This is a genomic window from Pandoraea sp. LA3 (assembly GCF_022696215.1).
In the GTDB taxonomy this organism is placed as follows: Bacteria; Pseudomonadota; Gammaproteobacteria; order Burkholderiales; family Burkholderiaceae; genus Pandoraea; species Pandoraea capi.
In genome coordinates this window covers 51,123-71,154 of the sequence record NZ_PTPY01000025.1, presented here as the reverse complement: position 1 = coordinate 71,154, position 20,032 = coordinate 51,123, and the positions used below count along the sequence as shown (strand labels likewise).

At 61.6% G+C, this 20,032-nt stretch carries 21 protein-coding genes and 2 tRNA genes; 9 read left to right on the top strand and 14 right to left on the bottom strand.

What is annotated here, in order from left to right; genetic code table 11:
- Positions 1-21 precede the first annotated feature (21 nt).
- Both C5N93_RS06580 and C5N93_RS06575 read left to right on the top strand, forming a co-directional pair.
- On the top strand, positions 22-747 hold the full coding sequence (locus C5N93_RS06580; RefSeq protein ID WP_242558696.1) for a (Fe-S)-binding protein: 726 nt from the start codon (positions 22-24) through the stop codon (positions 745-747).
- A 104-nt stretch (positions 748-851) separates the two neighbouring features.
- On the top strand, positions 852-2,261 hold the full coding sequence (locus C5N93_RS06575) for a lactate utilization protein B (RefSeq protein ID WP_242558695.1): 1,410 nt from the start codon (positions 852-854) through the stop codon (positions 2,259-2,261).
- Positions 2,262-2,378: 117 nt separating this feature from the next.
- On the opposite strand, the gene C5N93_RS06570 is transcribed toward C5N93_RS06575, so the two are convergent.
- From C5N93_RS06570 to C5N93_RS06545, 6 genes are all read right to left on the bottom strand, one after another.
- Positions 2,379-3,038 (bottom strand): amino acid ABC transporter permease, encoded by a 660-nt coding sequence (locus C5N93_RS06570; protein ID WP_069344453.1) that lies wholly within the window; start codon positions 3,036-3,038, stop codon positions 2,379-2,381.
- 146 nt (positions 3,039-3,184) lie between these two features.
- Positions 3,185-3,982, bottom strand: coding sequence for a transporter substrate-binding domain-containing protein (locus tag C5N93_RS06565; RefSeq protein WP_150721603.1), 798 nt, complete (start codon positions 3,980-3,982; stop codon positions 3,185-3,187).
- Positions 3,983-4,041: 59 nt separating this feature from the next.
- On the bottom strand, positions 4,042-5,070 hold the full coding sequence (locus C5N93_RS06560) for a quinone-dependent dihydroorotate dehydrogenase (RefSeq protein WP_242558694.1): 1,029 nt from the start codon (positions 5,068-5,070) through the stop codon (positions 4,042-4,044).
- A 185-nt stretch (positions 5,071-5,255) separates the two neighbouring features.
- On the bottom strand, positions 5,256-6,041 hold the full coding sequence (locus tag C5N93_RS06555; protein WP_069344450.1) for an arginyltransferase: 786 nt from the start codon (positions 6,039-6,041) through the stop codon (positions 5,256-5,258).
- Positions 6,042-6,043: 2 nt separating this feature from the next.
- A complete protein-coding gene (gene aat / locus C5N93_RS06550; RefSeq protein ID WP_242558693.1) occupies positions 6,044-6,802 on the bottom strand; it encodes a leucyl/phenylalanyl-tRNA--protein transferase in 759 nt (252 codons plus the stop codon).
- Positions 6,803-6,897: 95 nt separating this feature from the next.
- Positions 6,898-7,509, bottom strand: coding sequence for an NUDIX hydrolase (locus C5N93_RS06545; protein ID WP_242558789.1), 612 nt, complete (start codon positions 7,507-7,509; stop codon positions 6,898-6,900).
- 210 nt (positions 7,510-7,719) lie between these two features.
- Here C5N93_RS06545 and C5N93_RS06540 point away from each other — a divergent pair.
- Together C5N93_RS06540 and C5N93_RS06535 are read left to right on the top strand one after the other, a co-directional pair.
- Positions 7,720-7,796 (top strand) — tRNA-Met (locus C5N93_RS06540).
- A 171-nt stretch (positions 7,797-7,967) separates the two neighbouring features.
- Positions 7,968-8,432, top strand: a complete 465-nt coding sequence (locus tag C5N93_RS06535; protein ID WP_242558692.1) for a GNAT family N-acetyltransferase — start codon at positions 7,968-7,970, stop codon at positions 8,430-8,432.
- Here the strand turns inward: C5N93_RS06535 and C5N93_RS06530 are convergent.
- Positions 8,401-9,285, bottom strand: a complete 885-nt coding sequence (locus C5N93_RS06530; RefSeq protein WP_242558691.1) for an EamA family transporter — start codon at positions 9,283-9,285, stop codon at positions 8,401-8,403. The two genes, C5N93_RS06535 and C5N93_RS06530, sit on opposite strands and share 32 nt — an antisense overlap.
- Positions 9,286-9,553: 268 nt before the next feature.
- Here C5N93_RS06530 and dusA point away from each other — a divergent pair, with 268 nt between their 5' ends.
- A complete protein-coding gene (gene dusA / locus C5N93_RS06525; protein ID WP_242558690.1) occupies positions 9,554-10,567 on the top strand; it encodes a tRNA dihydrouridine(20/20a) synthase DusA in 1,014 nt (337 codons plus the stop codon).
- Between the two features lie 410 nt (positions 10,568-10,977).
- Here dusA and C5N93_RS06515 read toward each other — a convergent pair whose 3' ends face one another.
- Positions 10,978-11,235, bottom strand: a complete 258-nt coding sequence (locus C5N93_RS06515; protein WP_242558689.1) for a type II toxin-antitoxin system ParD family antitoxin — start codon at positions 11,233-11,235, stop codon at positions 10,978-10,980.
- Between the two features lie 204 nt (positions 11,236-11,439).
- Between C5N93_RS06515 and C5N93_RS06510 the strand changes: the two genes are divergently transcribed.
- Positions 11,440-11,742: a hypothetical protein gene (locus tag C5N93_RS06510; protein ID WP_242558688.1), complete on the top strand. Its 303-nt coding sequence runs from the start codon at positions 11,440-11,442 to the stop codon at positions 11,740-11,742.
- A 587-nt stretch (positions 11,743-12,329) separates the two neighbouring features.
- Positions 12,330-12,650 carry a cellulose synthase gene (locus C5N93_RS06505; protein ID WP_242558687.1) on the top strand — a complete coding sequence of 107 codons (321 nt, stop codon included), beginning with the start codon at positions 12,330-12,332 and terminating at the stop codon, positions 12,648-12,650.
- Positions 12,651-13,177: 527 nt separating this feature from the next.
- On the opposite strand, the gene C5N93_RS06500 is transcribed toward C5N93_RS06505, so the two are convergent.
- The 3 genes from C5N93_RS06500 to C5N93_RS06490 all read right to left on the bottom strand — a co-directional run bounded on the left by C5N93_RS06500 (position 13,178) and on the right by C5N93_RS06490 (position 14,106).
- Positions 13,178-13,253: transfer RNA gene (locus tag C5N93_RS06500), tRNA-His, on the bottom strand.
- Positions 13,254-13,522: 269 nt separating this feature from the next.
- Entirely contained in the window at positions 13,523-13,918 is a 396-nt protein-coding gene (locus tag C5N93_RS06495; RefSeq protein WP_242558686.1) for a type II toxin-antitoxin system HicB family antitoxin, read from the bottom strand.
- Entirely contained in the window at positions 13,915-14,106 is a 192-nt protein-coding gene (locus C5N93_RS06490; protein WP_083254308.1) for a type II toxin-antitoxin system HicA family toxin, read from the bottom strand. The genes C5N93_RS06495 and C5N93_RS06490 overlap by 4 nt, the downstream gene beginning before the upstream one ends.
- A 601-nt stretch (positions 14,107-14,707) precedes the next feature.
- On the opposite strand from C5N93_RS06490, the gene C5N93_RS06485 reads away from it, so the two are divergent.
- Complete coding sequence (locus C5N93_RS06485) at positions 14,708-14,962, top strand: DUF1488 family protein (RefSeq protein ID WP_242558685.1); 255 nt, start codon at positions 14,708-14,710, stop codon at positions 14,960-14,962.
- 77 nt (positions 14,963-15,039) lie between these two features.
- Positions 15,040-15,288, top strand: a complete 249-nt coding sequence (locus C5N93_RS06480; RefSeq protein ID WP_069344346.1) for a hypothetical protein — start codon at positions 15,040-15,042, stop codon at positions 15,286-15,288.
- A 113-nt stretch (positions 15,289-15,401) separates the two neighbouring features.
- Here the strand turns inward: C5N93_RS06480 and C5N93_RS06475 are convergent, their stop codons facing one another.
- From C5N93_RS06475 to C5N93_RS06465, 3 genes are all read right to left on the bottom strand, one after another.
- Positions 15,402-17,129, bottom strand: coding sequence for an MBL fold metallo-hydrolase (locus tag C5N93_RS06475; protein WP_242558684.1), 1,728 nt, complete (start codon positions 17,127-17,129; stop codon positions 15,402-15,404).
- A 261-nt stretch (positions 17,130-17,390) separates the two neighbouring features.
- On the bottom strand, positions 17,391-18,410 hold the full coding sequence (locus C5N93_RS06470) for an alpha/beta hydrolase (RefSeq protein ID WP_242558683.1): 1,020 nt from the start codon (positions 18,408-18,410) through the stop codon (positions 17,391-17,393).
- 34 nt (positions 18,411-18,444) lie between these two features.
- Entirely contained in the window at positions 18,445-20,031 is a 1,587-nt protein-coding gene (locus C5N93_RS06465) for an NAD(P)/FAD-dependent oxidoreductase (protein WP_242558682.1), read from the bottom strand.
- Between the last annotated feature and the right edge of the window lies 1 nt (position 20,032).

Here is a 20,032-nt window from a genome sequence, read left to right as displayed (position 1 = left end):
CCCGAAAAGAGGATTCCCCCAATGCGCGTCGGACTGTTTGTCACATGTCTGATCGACATGATGCGCCCGGAGATCGGTTTCTCTACGCTCAAGCTGCTTGAGACAGCCGGCTGCGAGGTCGTGATTCCCGATTCCCAGACTTGCTGCGGCCAGCCGGGCTACAACTCCGGCGAACGGGCCATCGCCCGCGACCTCGCCCAAAAATTCCTCGACGAATTCGAATCCTTCGACTACGTGGTCGTGCCGTCGGGATCGTGCGGCGGCATGGTCAAGGCGCACTACGGCGATCTCTTTGCCGACGATCCCGAACTGATGGGCCGTTACGAGCGTTTGCGCCCGCGCGTCTACGAACTGACGGATTTCCTCGTCAACGTGCTCTACATCGACACGGTGCCCGGCGATTACAACGGCGAAGTGACGTATCACGATTCCTGCTCTGGCCTGCGTGAGCTTGGCGTGAAGACGCAGCCGCGCGCGCTGCTCGCGAAAATGCCGGGCGTGAAGATGACCGAGATGAAGGACTGTCAGGCGTGCTGCGGCTTCGGCGGTACGTTCGCGCTGAAGTACGGCAACATCTCGACAGCTATCGTCGACGAGAAGTGCGCCAACATTGCCGCGAGCGGTGCACCGGCTGTGGTGCTGGGCGACCTGGGCTGCATGCTGAACATCGAAGGGCGTCTGCGTCGCACCGGCGATACGAAAACGCGCGTGCTGCACATCGCCCAGGTGCTCGCCGGGGACGCATGAGCGCGATGCATAAAAACGCCACTCTTTTCTCGATCCTACCGATCTCCGGACTCATGCGCGCTGATGTCGCTTGCACGTCCGGTCTTCGCTTCTCGTGAGTCGCGATGCAAGTTCAATCGATGCAATTCAAGGCGCGCGCCGGGCAAAAGCTCGCGGACCAGCGTCTGCAAGCCAACCTCAAGAAACTCTCGACCAAGTTCGTGACGGCGCGTGCGGCCGCCATCGAGGAAATCGATTTCGATGCCACCCGTGAGGCGCTCAAGGAGCGGCGCAATCGTGGCATCGAGAATCTGGACGTCTGGCTGGGCATCTTCGAGCGCGAAGCGACGCGACGCGGCGCCACCGTGCTGTTCGCCGAGTCGACGCAGGACGCCGCGCGTCTGATCGCCGAGATCGCCCGCAAGCACGACGTCAAGAAGGTGATCAAGTCGAAGTCGATGGTCACCGAAGAGCTGCAACTCAACAAGGTGCTTGCCGATATGGGCGTGCAGTCCGTCGAGACGGACCTTGGCGAGTACATCTTGCAGATCAACGACAACGAGCCGCCGTCGCACATCATTGCGCCGGTCGTCCACAAGGACAAGGACGAGGTTGCCGATCTGTTCGCACGCGTGCACCAGAAGCCGCGTCTGACGGAAATTCCGTTGATGACGCGCGAGGCGCGCGAGATGCTGCGTCCGCAGTTTCTGTCGGCTGACATGGGCGTGACCGGCGGTAACTTCCTCGTGGCAGAGACCGGTTCCGTTGCCGTGGTGACCAACGAGGGCAACGAAGGCATGTGCACGATCATGCCGCGTGTTCACGTCGCTGTGACGGGCATCGAGAAGGTACTCCCGACACTCGAAGATCTTGCAACCGCCATGCGGTTGCTGCCGCGTTCGGCGACCGGGCAGGGCACGTCGAACTACTTCTCGTTACTCACCGGCACGCGCGCGGAAGGGGAAGTCGACGGTCCCGATCACATGTATTTCGTGCTCGTCGACGGCGGCCGTTCAGGGCTGATCGGTGGCGCGTTTCAGGAGATGCTGCGCTGCATTCGTTGCGGTGCGTGCATGAACCACTGCCCGGTGTATCAGAAGATCGGCGGCCATGCGTATGGATGGGTGTATCCGGGGCCGATGGGGTCGGTGCTCACGCCGAGCTACGTCGGTCTGGAAAAGACGCTCGATCTGCCGCAGGCGGCAACGCTGTGCGGTGAGTGCAATCGGGTCTGCCCGGTCGGCATTCCGATTTCGGATCTGTTGCGCAAGCTGCGTGAGCGTCAGGTGGATCGCGGGTTGCGTCCGTGGCAGGAGCGCGCGGCGTTGGCGGCGTGGGCATTTGCGGCTCGGCGTCCGCGTCTGTATGCAACGCTGTCGAGCCTCGGGTCGTGGGCGCTGCGGCGGATGGGGCGCGATCGCGGCAGCATCTCGAAGCTGCCGCTTGCCGGTGGCTGGACCGATACGCGTGAGATGCCGGCGCCGAGCGGCAAGACGTTTCGTGCGATGTATCGCGAGCGTCGCGCACCGCGTTGAGTCTGCGATGTAACGAATTCGCGGCGGCGCTGCCAAAGTGCCTCCGTCGAAATGAAAAAAGCTGGCCTCCTGAGGGGGCGCCAGCTTTTTTTTTTTTTTACGTCGTCTGCGTAACCGTCAGGTTCGGGCGGGCAGGGCGAGGCGTTTTTCGATGCGACGTTGCAGGGCCGACAGTCCCGTCGATAGCACCCAGTAAATGGCGGCGCACGCGAGGTAGAGCGGTAGCGGCTGATACGTCGACGCGATCACTTCCTGCGCCGAGCGCAGCAATTCCGTCACGGTAATGACGGACACGAGCGACGTGTCCTTGATCAGGCTGATCAGGCTGTTGCCAAGACTCGGCACGGCCATGCGCAGCGCTTGCGGCGCAATGATGTAGCGCAGCGTCTGCCAGTACGACAGACCGAGGCTATACGCCGCGAGCCATTGCCCGCGGGGCATGCCTTCGAGCGCGCCGCGCATGCTTTCCGACAGATACGCGCCCACGTTCAGGCTGAGGGTGAGCACGCCGGCGGGCGTCGGGTCGAGTGAGATGCCGATGCCCGGCAAACCGTAATAGACCACGAAGATCTGCACCAGCAGCGGCGTGCCGCGCATGATGCTGACGTAAGCGCGCGCAATGCCGCGAAACACGCGTACTTTGCCGATGCCCATGATCGCCACGATGATGCCGATCGCCAGGCCGAACACCATCGACATCAAGGCGAACTTGATCGTGAGCACGGTGCCCTGCAACAGCACCGGCATGGATTGGGCAGCGAGTTCGAATGGATTCATGGGGGGATGTCTGATGATGTGTCGTGGCGCGCAAAGACGACGGCCGGCATCCGCGTGATTGGCGTGATGCCGGCCGTGGGGTCATCTCCGGTGTCGGGCGTCATGGCAGTCCGACGGCCGAAGATTATCGCTACGCGGCTTGCGTTTTACTGCGCCGGCTTGGACGTATCCTTGCCGAACCACTTCTGCGAGAGCTTGGCGAGCGAGCCGTCTTGCTTCATGGCCGTCAGCGCGTCGTTGATGGCTTTCGCAAACTTCGGATTGTTCTTCTTGAACGGAATGCCGACGGCCTGATTGGTGCCGGGCAGCACGGCGCCGGCTTCGAGCGGCAGCTTCGCGTTCTCGAGCAGGTAGGCCATCATCAACTGATCGTTGAGGGCAGCGTCGACACGGCCGGCGGCGAGGTCGGCGAGATACTCGGGTGCGCCCGGATACGTACGCACGTCGATGCCCGGCACGGCTTTGGCCATCGTGTCGTAGTTGCTGCCAAGACTCACGCCCAGCTTGTGGCCCTTGAGCGCGTCGAGCGTGGCGAACGGGCGCTTGTCGTCTTTGCGGCGAATCAGTTGGGCTGCCGAATACGTGTACGGCTCGCTGAAGTCCAGCGACTTCTTGCGCTCGTCGGTGATCGCGACCTGATTGACGATGACGTCGAACTTGCCGGCCTGAAGGCCGCCGATGATGCCGCTCCATTCCGTCGTGACGAACTGGGGCTTCACGCCGAGGCGTTGTGCCACGGCTTTAGCGACATCCACGTCGAAGCCGTCGAGCTGACCGCTCTTGTCGCGGTAGTTGAACGGCGGGTAGGTGCCTTCGATGCCGATCTTGAGCACGCCCGCCGACTTCACGGTGTCGAGCAGATCGGCAGCGCGGGCCGGCGACGTACCGATGAGTGCTGCGGCGGCGAGCGGTACGAGGCAAAGCGTCTTGAGCCAGGATTTCATAGTGTCTGGTTTTCCCTTTGGCAGATGAGGCGGATGATAGGACGCCGACGTTCGACCTGTCAGACCGTACGCAGCGCTTGCACGCATTCTCGCACCAGCTCGGGGCCGCGGTAAATCAGGCCGCTGTACACCTGTACCAGACTGGCGCCCGCATCGAGCTTCGCCTGGGCGTCCGCGCCCGACAGAATGCCGCCCACACCGATGATTGGCAACGCGCCGCCCAACTCGGTCGCCAGGGCGCGGATCACGCGATTCGAGGCGTCGAACACGGGGCGTCCCGACAGGCCGCCGGTTTCGTTGGCGTTCGGCAGACCAGCGACGGCTTCGCGAGAGAGCGTGGTATTCGTCGCGATCACACCATCGAAGCCGTGGCGCGTGAGCGTGCCCGCGATCACCTTGATCTGTTCGTCGTCGAGGTCCGGGGCAATCTTCAGTGCGATCGGCACGTACTTGCCGTGACGATCGGACAGCGCGCGCTGTTTGTCCTTGAGCTTGCCGAGCAAGGCGTCGAGTTCGTCGCCGCCTTGCAATTGACGCAGATTCTTGGTGTTGGGCGACGAGATGTTCACCGTCACGTAAGTTGCGTACGGATAGACCTTCTCGAGGCAGATGAGATAGTCATCGACGGCGCGCTCGATGGGTGTGTCGGCATTCTTGCCGATGTTCAGGCCCAGCGGACCCTTGTAACGGGCCGACTGCACGTTCTGGAGAAATTGCTCGACGCCGCCGTTGTTGAAGCCCATGCGGTTGATGATCGCCTCGGCTTGCGGCAGACGGAAAATGCGGGGCTTCGGGTTGCCGGATTGCGGGCGCGGTGTGACCGTTCCCACTTCGACGAAGCCGAAGCCGAGGGCGGCGAGGCCGTCGATGCAACTGCCGTCCTTGTCGAGGCCGGCGGCAAGGCCGACCGGGTTCGGGAAGCGGATGCCCATCACCGTGCGTGGGTCTTCGGGCAGTGTCTGGCCGACTAGGCCTGATAGGCCGAGCGAGGCGACGCCACGCAGCGTGGCCAGCGTCAGGTGGTGAGCTTGTTCGGCATCAAGACAGAACAGGGCGCGACGGGCCAGAGGATAGAGAGGCGCAAGCACGATGTCGGGTTCGGCAGAATCGGAAAGTCGCCATTTTACCGGTATCCCGGGCGCGGAGCGCGTCTTTTTCTACGCTCTGCGTACTCTCAATTTGCGTAAGTTCCGTCGCGAAATGGACGCGGTGCGCACTGCCGACAATGGATGTGTCGCAGACACGCCGCGTCGACCAGGGATTGCGCAGGGGCTTACTGATCCGCCTGACCCGCTGCATCGAGCATGGCGTCGGGCATGTCTTGCCATTGGCCGTCGATCAGGCCTTGCAGGGGGCGGAAATTGGCCTTGTAGACCATCTTCCGGCTCTGCTGGATCCAGTAGCCGAGATAGACGTTCGGCAAGCCGAGCGCACGCGCCTGCTCGATTTGCCAGAGGATGTTGTACGTGCCGTATGACGCACCTTCGACGTCCGGATCGAAGAACGTGTAGACCGACGACAGCCCGTCGCTGAGGATGTCGACCATGCTGATCATGCGCAGCGTGCCTGCGCCCTGATGGCCGGGCGGTTCGCGAAATTCCACGAGGCGGGAGTTCACGCGGCTTTGCAGCAGGAATTGCTCGTACTGCTCGCGGCTGTCGTGATCCATGCCGCCGCCGGCGTGCCGTCGCGACTGGTAGCGCATGTAGAGCTGGTAGTGCTCCTCGGTGTAATGAAGCCCGGAGACGTTGACGGCGAGCGATGCATGGCGCTTCCAGATCCGCCGCTGCGTGCGATTCGGAACGAAGCGTGCAATGGGCACGCGCACCGGAACGCAGGCGCGGCAGCCGTCGCAATAGGGACGATAGGTGAACACGCCGCTGCGGCGAAAGCCCGCGCGCACGAGTTCGCTGTAGACGTCCGAATTGATCAGATGACTGGGGGTGGCAACCTGCGAGCGCGCCGTATGGTTGTCTAGATAGCTACAGGGATAGGGCGCCGTTGCGTAGAACTGAAGGGCGGACAGCGGAGAGAGCGGCAGTTCGTTCGGATGGGTCACTGCTAAACCTCGTGAGCCTTGTCTGCTGCGTTACCGTAGGCCAGTGCGCTGAGCATCTGTTTATCCAGACGCCAGACCGGCGCGGGGGCCATGACCGCCTTTTTCACGTGGGCCAGAAATGTCTGGCGGGGAATTTCACCCCCGCCGAGCGACGCCAGGTGAGCGGTACTTTGCTGGCAGTCTATCACCTCTATTGCGTGTGTGCGTGCAAACGCGACGAGCGCGGCGAGGGCGATTTTCGACGCGTCGGTGCGCTTGGCAAACATCGATTCGCCGTAGAACATGCGCCCGAGCGCCACACCGTACAGGCCGCCGACACGCTCGCCCTCGTAGAACGTTTCCACGCTGTGCGCGAGTCCGGCATCGTGCAGCGCGCGGTAGGCGGCAACGATGGCGGGCGTGATCCACGTGCCGTCTTGTCCACGACGGGGGGCTTGCGCGCAAGCTTGCATGACGGCGGGGAAGTTGACGTCGAGACGGATTTCCCAGGCATCTTCGCGCAGCACGCGACGCAGCAATTTGCGGAAGTTGTGACTGACGACGAAGCTTTCGGGCCGCAACACCATCCGCGGATCGGGACTCCACCACAGCACGGGTTGTCCTTGCGAGTACCAGGGGAAGATGCCTTGCCGATAGGCGGCAAGCAGACGCTGAGGCGAGAGGTCGAGCCCGGCGGCGAGCAGTCCTGGCGCGTCGCTTGAGGGGTCGAGCGCTTCGTCCACGCTTGGGAAGGGATCGTTTGCTTCGAGCCAGACGACCATGACGACGTTAGCTTTGCGGATTTGGCGTCGACTTCATGGGCAATCCGATGAAGTCGACGAAATCGGGAGGGCAGGCACCGCGAATGCCGGTGCGCTTAGACACGCAGCATCGGCGTGAGGATGTCCTCGGTGTGCGCCGTATGCACGGGCAGCGTCGGGACCGGGGTGCCGGGTACGACTTCCGACGACGCTTCGAGGTGCACGCCGAACGCCCCTGCGCGACGATCTTCGAAGAAGAAGCGCAGCGTTTTGGCGACAGTCGGAAAGGCGATGTCGTCCCAGGGAATCTCGTCCTCCGAGAAGAGCGCGACTTCGAGACTTTCCTCACCGGCGGTGAACTGCGGCTCGCGCATCTGTGCCAGATAAAAAATATGAACCTGGCTCACGTGCGGCACGTTGAGTACGGAGAACAGGGCGCCTACATCGACGATGGCGCCGGCTTCCTCCAGCGTCTCGCGCGCGGCGGCCTGAGCTGTCGTCTCGCCAATTTCCATGAAGCCTGCGGGAAGCGTCCAGTAACCGAGTCGCGGTTCGATGGCGCGCTTGCACAACAACACCTGATCGCCCCACACAGGCACCGTGCCGAGCACGTTGCGCGGGTTCTGATAGTGAATGGTGCCGCAGTGTGTGCAGACATGCCGCTCGCGATTGTCGCCGGGCGGAATGCGCAACTCGACCGGATGGCCGCAGGCGGAGCAGAATTGGATGAGAGGACGTCGGTTCATGGTTGGTGCGAGTGTATCATCGGCGACGCGCGCTGTGCGGCGACGCACACTGGGTGCCGGGATAACCCGTGGTATCGGGACGGACGTCGGCTTGCGCGCCGTTTTCATCGATGTGCGGACGGCGACTGGAAAAATATTCTGCCGGTCATGTTGCACTGCGATGGCAATTGTCATATAATCTAATTCTTCAGACGCGGGGTGGAGCAGTCTGGCAGCTCGTCGGGCTCATAACCCGAAGGTCACAGGTTCAAATCCTGTCCCCGCAACCAAATTCGAAAGCCTGATTTCCCCAAGAAATCAGGCTTTTTGCGTTTCAGCTTTTGCCATTTGCGCGTATTTGCGCATTCGCCGCTGCGATCACGTTGCGCTGCACGTCGCTTCGTCGTGTGGGCGCGTGCGTACGCAGGTATCTCGATCGACATCCAACGACAGGGCACTTCATGTCCGGCATCTTCACTGCAAACGAAAGCGAGTTCGACGCCATCACCGAGCTTTGGGAAGCCTCTGTACGGGCGACGCATGATTTTCTGAGCGACGACGACATCGCGTGGCTGCGTCCGAAAATCCGCCACGAGTATCTGGCGGCAGTGACCTTGCGCGTCTTCCGAGACGACGCAGGTGCCATTCGCGGATTTCTCGGTGTGTCGCCGGGCAATGTGGAGATGCTGTTCGTGGCGCCCGAGGCGCGTCGGCAGGGGATCGGTGCGGCGCTACTTGCCTATGCGGTGCGCGAGCTCGACTGTATGAGCGTCGACGTCAACGAGCAGAATCCGCAAGCGCTGGCGTTTTACCAGCGCGAGGGATTCGAAGTGACAGGGCGCTCGGCGCTTGACGGTCAGGGTCGACCGTTTCCGTTGTTGCACATGCGGCTTGCTACTGCGAGGCCGGCAGCAGACGTTGTTTGATCTTCGCGCCGAAGACGTTGACCACGAGGCCTGCCATGACGAGCGCTGCGCCCCAGATTTGCGCGCGCGTGAGCGTTTCGTCGAGTAGCAGTGCTGCTGACGCCAGCCCGATGATCGGAACGAGCAGCGAAAACGGCGCGACCTGACTGGCGGGGTAGCGCGTCATCAGGCGCCCCCACAGGGAGTAGCCGACGAGCGTGGCAATGAAGGCGAGATAGGCGATCGCGAAAATCGACGACCCGGAGATGTGCGTCAGCGAATTCACGATTTGCTCGGGGCCTTCGAACCAGTAGGAAAGCAGGGCGAAGGGAATCGGTGGAATCAGGCTGGCCCAGACGACGAGGCCAACCAGATCGACGTTGCCGATCTTCTTCGTCACGATGTTGCCCGTCGCCCAACTGAGCGAGGCGCATAGCGTCAGCACGAAGCCGATCAGTGTCATGGCGCCGCCGCCTTGCATGCCGATGACGGCGAGGCCGGCTGCTGCGATCAGCAATCCGAAGACGTTTTGCGCGCGGAAGCGTTCACCTAGGCAAATCACGGCGAGTCCCAGGGTGAAAAAGGCTTGCGCTTGCAGTACCAGCGACGCCAGCCCAGCGGGCATGCCGACATACATTGCGGTGAAGAGCAGGGCGAACTGGCCGAACGAAATCGTTGCGCCGTACGCGACGAGCCATCGCAATGGAATCTGCGGACGCTTGATGAAGAAGATCGCCGGGAATGCGGCGAGCAGGAATCGTAGCGCACCTAGCAACATCGGCGGCACGCCATGTAGACCCACCTTGATGACAACGAAGTTGACGCCCCAGGCGAGTACGACGATCAGTGCCTGCAACAGGTCCTTCGGTGTCATGAGGTGTCTCCTAGCGCGGTATTAATTAACTTGTTATCAAAATAGACAACGAAGTGTACTCCCGGTGCGTCGACATGTGGTGCCGAAAAGCTGTCGGATAGTGGGGATATTGCGGTGCCTGGTTCTCGGAGGTTCCGCACACCCAAGTCCGACGCCCGATAAGGGCATGACGTATACTTTCGGCTACATTTATTAAGACGCGCTGTTCTGTTCGATGTCGTTTGTGAATGGCATTCACAACAGCGTTTGCCGTATCAGAGGATTTTGCATGAGCTTGCCTCCCCGCCGCGTCAGCGTCGCACCGATGATGGATTGGACCGATTCGCACTGTCGCGTTTTCCACCGTCAGTTGTCGCGTCACACGTGGCTCTATACCGAGATGGTGACGACCGGTGCGTTGTTGCATGGGGATGTTGCGCGTCATCTCGACTTCGATTCGGTGGAGCATCCCGTGGCGTTGCAATTGGGCGGCAGCGAGCCGCAGGATCTGGCGCGGGCCGCGAAGCTTGGCGAGCAGTGGGGGTATGACGAAATCAACCTGAATTGCGGCTGCCCGTCGGAGCGGGTGCAGCGCGGTGCGTTCGGCGCCTGTCTGATGGCCGAGCCGTCGCTCGTCGCCGATTGTGTGAAGGCAATGCGCGACGTTGTGCAAGTACCGGTGACGGTCAAGCATCGCATCGGGATCGACGATGTCGAATCATTCTCGTTCGTCGAGGACTTTGTGGGCAAGATCGCCGAGGCAGGCTGCACCACATTCATCGTTCACGCACGCAATGCCATTCTCAAAGGGCTGAGCCCGAAAGAGAATCGTGAGATTCCGCCGCTGAAGTACGACTACGCCTATCGTCTCAAGCAAGTCTTCCCGCATCTCGAGATTCTGATCAACGGTGGCGTGAAAACGCTCGACGAAGTCGAGCAGCATCTGCAGCACGTCGATGGGGTGATGCTCGGCCGTGAGGCGTATCACAACCCCTACGTGTTGGCCGAGGTCGACGCGCGTTTCTATGGCGATGCGTCACCGTCGAAGTCGCGTGAGGCGGTCGAGGATGCGCTCATCGAATATGCCGCATCGCAGGTCGAAAAGGGGCAGTATCTGGGAGCGATCACGCGTCATGCACTGGGGTTGTATCGCGGTGTGCCGGGCGCACGTGGCTGGCGTCGTGTGTTGTCAGATCCGAAGCGTCTCAAAGCGGGTGTCGGTGCGTTCGAAGAGGCGCGTGCGCAATTGCGTGCGGCCGCATTTGCCGAGCGTGACGACGACGTGTCGGTAGCGGTGATGTGATGGATCGAGCTCGGCGCAACGCCGTATCGCGACGTCGGTTCCTGGGCATCGTGCGCGATTTGGGCGGTGCGCCGAGGGTAGGTATGCGATGCCTCGCTAAGACACTACATACCGAGGCTCGGCGTGCTCGGGGAAACAAGATCGCAGCGTAATTTCGCGCACTGTGCAGGATGTGGACGACATCGATTCGACCACACGCTAGAAGGTTTGATCGTTGCCGTAGACGCGGTGACGGATGCCGAACCGCCCGCAGGGGGTACAACCGGGAACGCGAACGGCATCTCCGCAAGGCTCATGCACTTGTCTCTCCGTTCCTGAATGAACGTCAAGGCACGGCGCGGATTATCCGGCGCGATGTAGTCACCAATGGTTTCGGGGTCGACGGATAGCTTCCGGCAGTAAGTGAGTAATCATCTCTTGTCGTTCACCTTCGCCTGATACTTCTTCTCAAGGCGGTCGAACACGTCGGCGGCAGGCTGACCCCGACCGGCTTCGGCATCGGCGATGCCCTTCTCGATGACGGCACCCAGCGCGGCAAGCTGCGTCTTTCGGTCCTGAACAAGCCGGACGCCCTCGCGCAATACCTCACTCTTCGAGCCGTACCAGCCCTTCTCGACTCGCTCGGCAACGTAGCTCTCAAGCGTTCGCCCGAGTTCGGCACTGATCATGATTTCCTCCGGTTCGAGTTGGCTGGGTTGGTGGCCGCTCTAGCGTGCTTATCAAATTCGTTTTCGCGTCTTGTCGGTGCATTTCGAGAGTCGACGCATCGAAAAATTTATTCGGAGTTTGCTGAAACTCAAGGTCCGGCACTGCTGCGATGATGGAATTGGCCGGTTTGCCGGCTGAATCTACCTAAATCATTGGGGGCCTTTATGAGCACTTCGAATGGTGACAGCGGAAAGGGCAATGGCAATGGGGGAGACAATGGATTCGAGATCCCTGAGACGCTGCCACGCCCAGGGCATGTCGTCTGGTTCTACCAGCAGAGGAAGTACCTGGGCTTTGAGTGGGATGCGACGAGCAAGGAGATAAAGAAAGCACCTGTGACAGATCCGGAGCATGCGATCTACTTCGACACTTTCGCGCATGCGGTGGTCTCGTCGGACAGAACGGTTAGTCCGAGCATCATTCTTTACTCACGTGGTAACGGCTGGCCCCCCGAAGTGAAGGGGTAAAACCTGTGGGGCCGTCAATATCGGCGGTCCCCGCGTATCACCTTTCATCAGTCCCGTACGCGAACTTCAAAAATCAAGATGCGACCGCTGCCACTAGGTGCATCAGCGCACTGGTCATGACGGCCTTCCCAACGCCCAATCGGATGTCCCTATCTTTGACGCCGAAATTGCTTGGGGTTGTAATACGTCTTGGCCCGATCCAAGGGCCGTAACGCCAAGCGGTTCGCACGCCTTCGTCGAAAAAGCCTTCGACGGATGCGGCTGAGTAGAGAGAGTTTTCTGAACGGTATGACGGTCATATGTCGAGCATTGCGTAGCTAAAAGCCGCTTCAATTGTTCCCCTTCCGATACGCGCCAGCGTCGATGATGTGTACCTGTTCGCTTCAAGCATGTCGTCACTGGCCCGCTGCTGCCACCTGGCAACGTTTTGCCAACGTCGTCCGTTGATTCTCGTTTGGGCCTCCATGTCGACCCACGGCTTTCGCGGATCAAGCTCAACGTCCGCTAGCCCCTTTATTCGCCCTCGCATTTCGGACTCATCCCAATCCCAAAGACCCATACATTCGTTTTCACAGGAATTCCGACGAATGCCCCGCGAACAAGAACTCACCATCCTCGACGTCACTCGACGCGAGAGCATCTCCAGCAAGACCGGCTGTCACTACGACATGCGCATTGCAGGGGCCGTCCTTTGGCGGAACACCAGCGAAGGCGAAGACGCCGTAGTGGGCACCATCACACTCCTGGACGCTGTGAAGGGCGCAGGCAAAGGCGACTACTTCGCAGGGTTCATTCTCGCGCGATCGATGGAGGGCTCACTTGTCCCGCGCATTGTAGCGTTGGAGTCCTACGTAAGTGGTACGCGCCCAACCGCTACCGACAAAGCTTCTGCCGCTGCTGCCGCTTAACCTTGCGTCATCTCACGTCGCTCCACGTAATCGTCGAGATTGCCAAGCGAAAGCGTGGCGAGGATAAGGTATGAAGTTGCGAACGCGGTCGCTGCGTTTGCAACTGGTCGTCAAGCGAGCGCAGATTTCCGGGCGTGGCCCTCTTCGGCAATCGGAAAGGGTGGGCATACACGCGTAGCGGTTGGGGAGGGGGCTGGCAGGACGCGCAGTTCGCATGGATCGCGTCATTTGATCCTGCTGTGCGTGCTGAGTGGAACGACCCCGGGAGGCGAGCGAGTTATCTTATCGCTGGGCATCCCGCGTATTTCACGTTGAACGATGGTCGTCCCGTTGCGATCACAGAAAAACTAGAGCGTTGGGAGGCCGATGTGTTTGACTTCGCTGCGCACGCGGACCCGGGCACAGCGATGCGTCACTATGATTGCCGACGCGTGAGAAAGGCGTCACCAACAAAGTGAAGAAATTGAAAAAAACGGGGAGGTTTGTTGAAAAACGAAGTGGGCGCTACCGGGGAATGCATTGAATTTTGGGGTGACCGATGGGACTCGAACCCACGACGACTGGAATCACAATCCAGGACTCTACCAACTGAGCTACGGCCACCGCCGTGATCAGCGCTTTGACTTGCTCGCTGAACAGAAACAAGAGTATAGCGACATTTTTATCGTGTTGCCAACACTTTTTTCACTTCTTCGAAATATTTCTTGGCTCTCGTGCGTGATCGATGCGCAACCCCGTCACCTCACGCGGCGAACGCTCATTGACGATACGCGCAAAGTCGACAAATGGACGGCGTCGTTTCGTCAATCAATCCCGGGAATTTCCGGGGTGCGTTCCAGAATCGATCGGCGACATGGACCGCAGTCGGATTGTCACGCCGTCATCATTTCATGTTGCGCCGCGAGTGCAAGAAAAGCGGAGCGCGACATGTGACGCTTTTCCGCCGCCGCGTCGATTTGGTGAACTAGGCGTTCGGGCAGGCTGATGTTCAGACGGATGGCGCGGTTGCTCACCTTCGATAAATCGATATCGACAAACATCCAACTGCCGTTGCCGTCGTCAACCTCATTTTCACGGAGTTTGCGAAGGTCATGCGTAGGAGATGGGATGACGTAATCGCCGTCGCCATACATCAGCTCCACCGCTTCCTGTGCATTGCGCTCCAGATCATCGAGCGTATCGGCGGCGGTATGAACGCCCGGCAAATCCGGAAAGACACCGCCGAAGGCACTTTCCTCGTCCTGCCATACATAAATTGGATATTTCATAGGCTGCTCCGATCAATACCGGCCTGTTTGAGAATCGAGCGCAGTGTGCCGATGGGCAAATCTCGCTTGGGATGAGGAACGATCACCGCGCGGCCATTGGCATGGCGGAACTTGTGGTGACTTCCTTTTACGGCAACCTCAGTGAACCCAACCGCTCTCAACTGCTTGATGACGTCTGCGCTTTTCATGTGCGAAATGCATTTTACACAATATTGTGTAGTGTTGATGGGAGGCTTGACCGGGGACGGCAAGGGCGATTCGCGTCTGAGTTTAGGAAGCCGCGCCGGGCGAGAGCGACATGCCTGTGCTTTGGCGGGGCGGAAAGGCCGACGCCGTCGTGAGCGTGTGAAGAGCGCGGTTGGGAAATTCGGTGAATGCCCATTCGTTCTGCCGGAGAGAACGGCCTCTGCGTAGGGGGGGCAACGTCCCGGACGCGAACTGAATCCCAATCTCACGCGAACGCGACAGGGCGGCGGAGTCGAGGCGACGTGGGGACATGCGTAAAGTTTGATCTACGTCTAACTCGTGGTTCGCGGCTTCACGCCAGGCCGGGCAGGGCCGCCCATAATGGATTCGTCATGTGTTCATGACCCTGTCTTCCCGGGAAACATGGTGCCCCATGCCACCCGGTTCTTGAGCCCACCTCCCTCAGGTGGGCTTTTTTTCGTGCGCGTCGTGGTCGACGAGCACTTTGAGTGTCGCCGCGATGTCACTCATGGAATTCGAACGTGCTAGGATTTTTGGCAACGCAGTGCGTTTTTCGATCCTCGGAACATCGCGGAGGCAGTCATGAGCACTTTTCTGCATGGCGGGCTCGGTCTCGGCAGTGATGGCGAGTCCGTGCACTTCAAGGTAAGCGTCGACGGCAAGGTCTGGACCTGTCAGATCGGCCGCGCGTCGCTCAATCGCTTGTCGGGCATCGACGCCGGCGGCGAAGCGCTCTTCGATCAGTTCGTCGAGTTTGAGGACGACATCGTAGAGTTCGCCGCGCGAGCTATCGCCGACGGCGCCGATACCGAACCGGTCGACGTTCGGGCGCCCTGACGCCATCGCGTCCCCTGCGTTCGCATGACGTCGGTTGCCGTTGCCGTCTCTCCATTACTCGAACCACGGAGTCTGTCATGAGCTACGCGTCGCATGAGCAGGTCTACGATTACCGCGCGGGCTATCGCATCCGCGTGCGTGCGTTTCAGAACGAGTACGCCGGGCCGTGGGACTATCTGGTGCAAGTGCTCAAGCACGACAAGCCGGAAGGCCCGGAAGTGCGCTCACCCGACGGCCATCGCGACAATCGCCTCGATGCTGAAATGGCGGGACGTAAGGCAGGGGAGCGAATCGTCGATGAATTGCTGGGGGATGGCGACGCCTGAGCGTTTGCGTATTCCGCGTTACGCGCCGGATGCCGTTTGATGCGTTACGCCCGTGCGGCGTCAAGGCGTCATGACGTCAAGCCACCATGGGCGTGGAACGTCAGAAGCCCCCCTCAGTCGGTGCTCCCGTCGTGCAGCGAGCGCCACACGCCCTCGGACGATACCGCCGCGCGGCCGTCCTCCGCGAGCTTGTCGAGATGTGCACGCAGCGAGCGTCGGGCGACCCCGTGGCGCGCAGCAGGCACATCGGCGTAGACGACCGGAGTCAACGTCTCCACCGTTGCCGGACCGACCTGCCGCAGGGCTGCCAACGTACTCGCTTCCCGGGCGAGCCGATGCGCAATGAGCCGCGCGATCCGCTGTGCGGGCCGATCCATCACGAACCCATGTCCCGGCGCCAGCCATTGCGGACCCAGCGCGGCTAGCGTCTCCAGCGACGCCAGATAGGTCGCCATGTGCCCATCCGGCGGATTGATGACGACCGTCGACCCCTGCATGACGTGATCGCCGGTGAAGACAAGCTTCACCTCATCGAGTCCGTAGCACAGATGATTGGCGGCATGCCCCGGCGTATGAATGGCGCGCAGGCGGCGGCCGTCCGGCAACGTCACCTTGTCGCCATCCGTCAGGGTGACGTCTGGCACAAAGCCCGTGTCTTGCCCTTCATCGTGGACGGCAGGCATGCCGTAAGTCGCCGCACCCGTCTTCTCCTTCAATGACCGCGCGCCGGGCGAGTGATCGCGATGCGTATGCGTGACGAAGATTTGTCGCACGACACCGGAGGTAGCGCGCAGGATCGCGTCGATATGCGCGGCGTCGTCGGGGCCGGGGTCGATGACGGCCCAGGCGTTCTGTGGACCGCCGCCCACAAGATAGGTGTTGGTGCCGGGCCCGGTCATCATGCCCGGATTCGAAGCGGTCAACCGCAATACGCCCGGCATGAGTTGCACGACCCGTCCGGGAACGATGTCGTAGCTGCCCGTTCCTTGTTCCTCCGGATCGATCAGCGTGAGTTCGGCCCAGGCCGGTTCGTCCGGCGTGACCGGCCACCGACCACGTTTCCCGTTGGCGAGCCGAGGTTGAATGCGCGGGATCTCCTGCAACGCACTGGCCGTCGCGATGGCCTGTGTGGCGGTGCCCATGTCGTCGAGCCATTGCAGCAGCTTGCGTGTGGGCGGCAACAGACGCAACTGATCCGCGTGCGCGAGCGCGTATTGCGGACGCATCCACCGATGGGCCGCCGTCTCGATCTGATCCACTTCGACGAGTTGATCCGCCGGCAGCATGGCAAGAAAGAAGCGCGTATCGAAGCGCTTGGGCAATGCCAGCGGTGTGACCCAATGACTCAGGTAATGCAGATGACGAGGCGTGAGCCGCACGTTCGACGTCTGGCAAAACGATGCGATGTCGATCGTTCCATCGTGGAGTGCTTCGCGTTGCGCGCGCAACGCATAGAGGCGCGGTTCGTCGAGTTTGGTGTCGGCGATGTCGACGTCCTGCGCAAACAGCACGCCGGTTTCTTCGAAGCATTCCCGGATGGCGGCGACGTAGTAATCGAGGCCGCCCTCCGGAAGCTGGAGACGTGCGCTCGCTGTCTTGTCGTCCAGATCCTCGCAGACGGCATGGCCGCGGCGGTCGGCGGCGTCGACCACACCGCCGGGAAACACGTAGGCGTCGGAGCTGAAATCGTTGGCGCGAACGGCACGCCGTAACAACAGCACTTCCATGCCGCTGGCGCGCTCGCGCAGCAGTACCAGACTTGCCGCCATGCGCAGCGACGAGCGAGGCGCTTCGCCGGAGGGGGACGGTGGCGTTTCGGTGCGATCGGGTCGATCTGCCATGGGACGTGCGCACGCGAGCCGCGCGAATTCAGAAAGTCCTTAGTGTGCCATTGGAAAGCGTCGACCGCAGGCCGGGCGACTCCCGATGGCCGGCGTGTCGGCCGTTCAGTTAGCGAAGTATTGAAATCGAGACGCTACGACGCGGCGAAGAGAGGCCGGAAGATCCGGGCGGGCTAGGGGGGACGCCACCTGGTCATGCCGCGAGGTCTTGTCATGCGGTCGTGCGACATCGCGAACGATGCCGCAACCCTTTCCGCTGCATCACGCTGCGTCGTTAGCGGCTTGCGTCGGTACGGTCATGACGTCGTTGCGGGGACGGTAGTCATGCGTGGACGGCATGCGTGCGGTCACTTCCTGGAGCCATTGCATGGTCGCTTCGGGTTGCGTCACGGGCAGCATATGGCCGCCGTCGACGAGCGCCAGACGTATGCGAGGGTTGGCGACCGGCATGCGCTCACCATGCTGACGGTAGTCGAGAATGCGGTCGCCGCGTCCATAAAGAATGTCGACGGGCACCGTCAGCTCGGCGTAGTGTGCGGCAAGCCCGGACATGTCGCGCTCGGCCGCAAGGATGTCGCCGCTACCGGCCTCGAAGTTACCCGGTCGAAATCCCAGTACGCCACCGCCGCGAATCAGGAAGTCCTTGGGGGCGTCCTCCGGGCCGAAGACGTAAGTGAGCGTCGTGCGTCCCGTCATCATGCCGACCGGAACGGCGAGCGTGCGCCCGACCCAGCGACGCCACCATGCGCTACGGATGGCGAGCGCCCGAAACGGGGCAGGGACGTCGGATACCGGTTGCGTGAGCGGCGCGATCAATGCGAGCGCGCCCACCCGTTGCGGATGATCGAGCGCGAGCCTCAGCGATACTGCACCGCCGAGCGAATGCCCGACGATCAGCGGGCGATCCAGCTCGAGCTTGTCGATCACCTGGGCGACGACGTTGGCTTGCCATGCGATAGCGGCATCGCGCCCCGATGCGCGAGTGGAGTAACCCGATCCCGGCCGGTCGATGAGCACGATACGGTGCGTGTGGGCGAGCGCCGCGAGCGGCAGATAGGCAAAGTTGCGTAACTGACCGCAAAGCCCATGAATGAATACGATCGCCGGGCCGTGTCCAAAGTCGACATAATGCAGTCGTTCTCCGTCGATCTCGAGAAACTGGCCATCCGGCGGCACGCTCGCTTCGGCGCGGAGCGCCACGCGCCGCGTGAATCGCATCAGGACAATCACCACGGCCGCGAAAGCGATGACGAGGCAGGCGAGCAGATAGGCAATGAGCATGGCGTCGTGTCTAGCGCTGGGTAAGGGAAGGGGGTCACTCAGAACGCATCGTAGCAAGGTGCGGCGCCGGTTCGCGATGCGACGATGCGTCGCACTGCCGCGTGGCACGCCGCTCGAAGCGCATGACGCCATCGTCGACGCGACTCCAGCGCATCAGGCGCAGGTCACGCAAATAGCTTTGATAGAACACCCAAGGCTTGCGTCGGCCTTGCTTGGGCAGAACGCCTGCTGCCCGTTGAATGTAGCCCGACGTCAGTCCGATCGCAGGCAATTCGCCTTGCTCGCCGTCGCGCAGATGCGGCACGCATGTGTCGGTATCGTGCGCATTCATGTGATTGATGAGACGGCAGACGTACTGCGCGATCAGCTCGGCCTTCAGCGTCCAGGACGCATTCGTGTAGCCGAAGATCGACGCCAGGTTAGGCACGCCGCTGTACATCATTCCTTTGTACGCCACGGTGTCTGTGAGTGCGACCGGTTTGCCGTCGACCAGCAGCCGTGCACCGCCCATCAGTTGTACGCGCAGGCCGGTGGCGGTCACCACGATGTCCGCTTCGAGCGTCTTGCCGCTCTTGAGCGCAAGCCCGGTCGGCGTGAAGGCCGCGATCTCGTCCGTCACGATGTCGGCACGCCCGCTGCGCATTGCCTTGAAGATGTCGCCGTTCGGGGCCAGACACAGACGTTGGTCCCATGGGTTGTAACGCGGCGTGAGATCACGTTCGACATCGGCATGACCCTGAGCCTGTCGCGCGGCGCGCTTGATCAGCAGACGTCGGACCGCGTGCGGCCAACGTCGCGCGGCATTGTAGAAGCCGAGTGTGATTAGCACGTTCTTCATGCGCACGATGCGGTGTGCCGCACCGGCCGGCAACCAGGTGCGCAAGCGCTCGGCCATGCTGTCGCGTTGCGGCATCGACAGAATGTAGCTGGGCGAGCGTTGCAACATGGTGACATGGGCGGCGGTGGCGGCCATGCTCGGCAGCAGCGTCACCGCCGTTGCACCGCTGCCGATGACGACGACACGTTTATCGCGATAGTCGAGCGCTGCGGGCCAGTGCTGCGGGTGAACCACGGTGCCTTTGAACGACGTCATCCCCGGCCACGTGGGCGCATGACCGGCGTCGTAAGCGTAGTAGCCGCTGCACATGAAGAGAAAGCGGCAGGTGATCGCGCGCGTTTCGCGATGGCCGTCGGCATCGGTGTGCTCGACGTCGAGTGTCCAGCGCGCCACGCTCGAATCCCATCGGGCCTCGATGACCTTATGTCCGTAGCGGATCTGGTCGGCGAGGCCCTCGGCGTGCACCGTCTCCTTGAGATAGTCGAGGATCTTTCCACCGTCAGCGATGGCCTGATCGCTCGTCCACGGACGGAAGCTGAAGCCCAGCGTGAACATGTCCGAGTCTGAGCGCACGCCGGGGTAGCGGAACAGATCCCATGTGCCGCCGAGCGCTTGACGCGCTTCGAGCATGGCAAAACGCGTACCCGGGCAACGTTCGCGCAGATAGTGGGCGGCGGCAATACCGGACAGTCCGGCGCCGACGATGACGACGTCGAGACTCGAGAGGTTCGCACCGGCGCTGGCTTGATGAGCGGCTGCGGTAGCAGTGGCGTGGGTCGTCATG

Bases quoted from the DNA above. Each gene is read 5' to 3' on its own strand.
- C5N93_RS06580 (WP_242558696.1), top strand. From the start codon at position 22: ATGCGCGTCGGACTGTTTGTCACATGTCTGATCGACATGATGCGCCCG.
- C5N93_RS06575 (WP_242558695.1), top strand. From the start codon at position 852: ATGCAAGTTCAATCGATGCAATTCAAGGCGCGCGCCGGGCAAAAGCTC.
- C5N93_RS06570 (WP_069344453.1), bottom strand. From the start codon at position 3,038: ATGAATCCATTCGAACTCGCTGCCCAATCCATGCCGGTGCTGTTGCAG.
- C5N93_RS06565 (WP_150721603.1), bottom strand. From the start codon at position 3,982: ATGAAATCCTGGCTCAAGACGCTTTGCCTCGTACCGCTCGCCGCCGCA.
- aat (WP_242558693.1), bottom strand. From the start codon at position 6,802: ATGGTCGTCTGGCTCGAAGCAAACGATCCCTTCCCAAGCGTGGACGAA.
- C5N93_RS06535 (WP_242558692.1), top strand. From the start codon at position 7,968: ATGTCCGGCATCTTCACTGCAAACGAAAGCGAGTTCGACGCCATCACC.
- C5N93_RS06530 (WP_242558691.1), bottom strand. From the start codon at position 9,285: ATGACACCGAAGGACCTGTTGCAGGCACTGATCGTCGTACTCGCCTGG.
- dusA (WP_242558690.1), top strand. From the start codon at position 9,554: ATGAGCTTGCCTCCCCGCCGCGTCAGCGTCGCACCGATGATGGATTGG.
- C5N93_RS06515 (WP_242558689.1), bottom strand. From the start codon at position 11,235: ATGATCAGTGCCGAACTCGGGCGAACGCTTGAGAGCTACGTTGCCGAG.
- C5N93_RS06510 (WP_242558688.1), top strand. From the start codon at position 11,440: ATGAGCACTTCGAATGGTGACAGCGGAAAGGGCAATGGCAATGGGGGA.
- C5N93_RS06505 (WP_242558687.1), top strand. From the start codon at position 12,330: ATGCCCCGCGAACAAGAACTCACCATCCTCGACGTCACTCGACGCGAG.
- C5N93_RS06495 (WP_242558686.1), bottom strand. From the start codon at position 13,918: ATGAAATATCCAATTTATGTATGGCAGGACGAGGAAAGTGCCTTCGGC.
- C5N93_RS06490 (WP_083254308.1), bottom strand. From the start codon at position 14,106: ATGAAAAGCGCAGACGTCATCAAGCAGTTGAGAGCGGTTGGGTTCACT.
- C5N93_RS06485 (WP_242558685.1), top strand. From the start codon at position 14,708: ATGAGCACTTTTCTGCATGGCGGGCTCGGTCTCGGCAGTGATGGCGAG.
- C5N93_RS06480 (WP_069344346.1), top strand. From the start codon at position 15,040: ATGAGCTACGCGTCGCATGAGCAGGTCTACGATTACCGCGCGGGCTAT.
- C5N93_RS06475 (WP_242558684.1), bottom strand. From the start codon at position 17,129: ATGGCAGATCGACCCGATCGCACCGAAACGCCACCGTCCCCCTCCGGC.
- C5N93_RS06470 (WP_242558683.1), bottom strand. From the start codon at position 18,410: ATGCTCATTGCCTATCTGCTCGCCTGCCTCGTCATCGCTTTCGCGGCC.
- C5N93_RS06465 (WP_242558682.1), bottom strand. From the start codon at position 20,031: ATGACGACCCACGCCACTGCTACCGCAGCCGCTCATCAAGCCAGCGCC.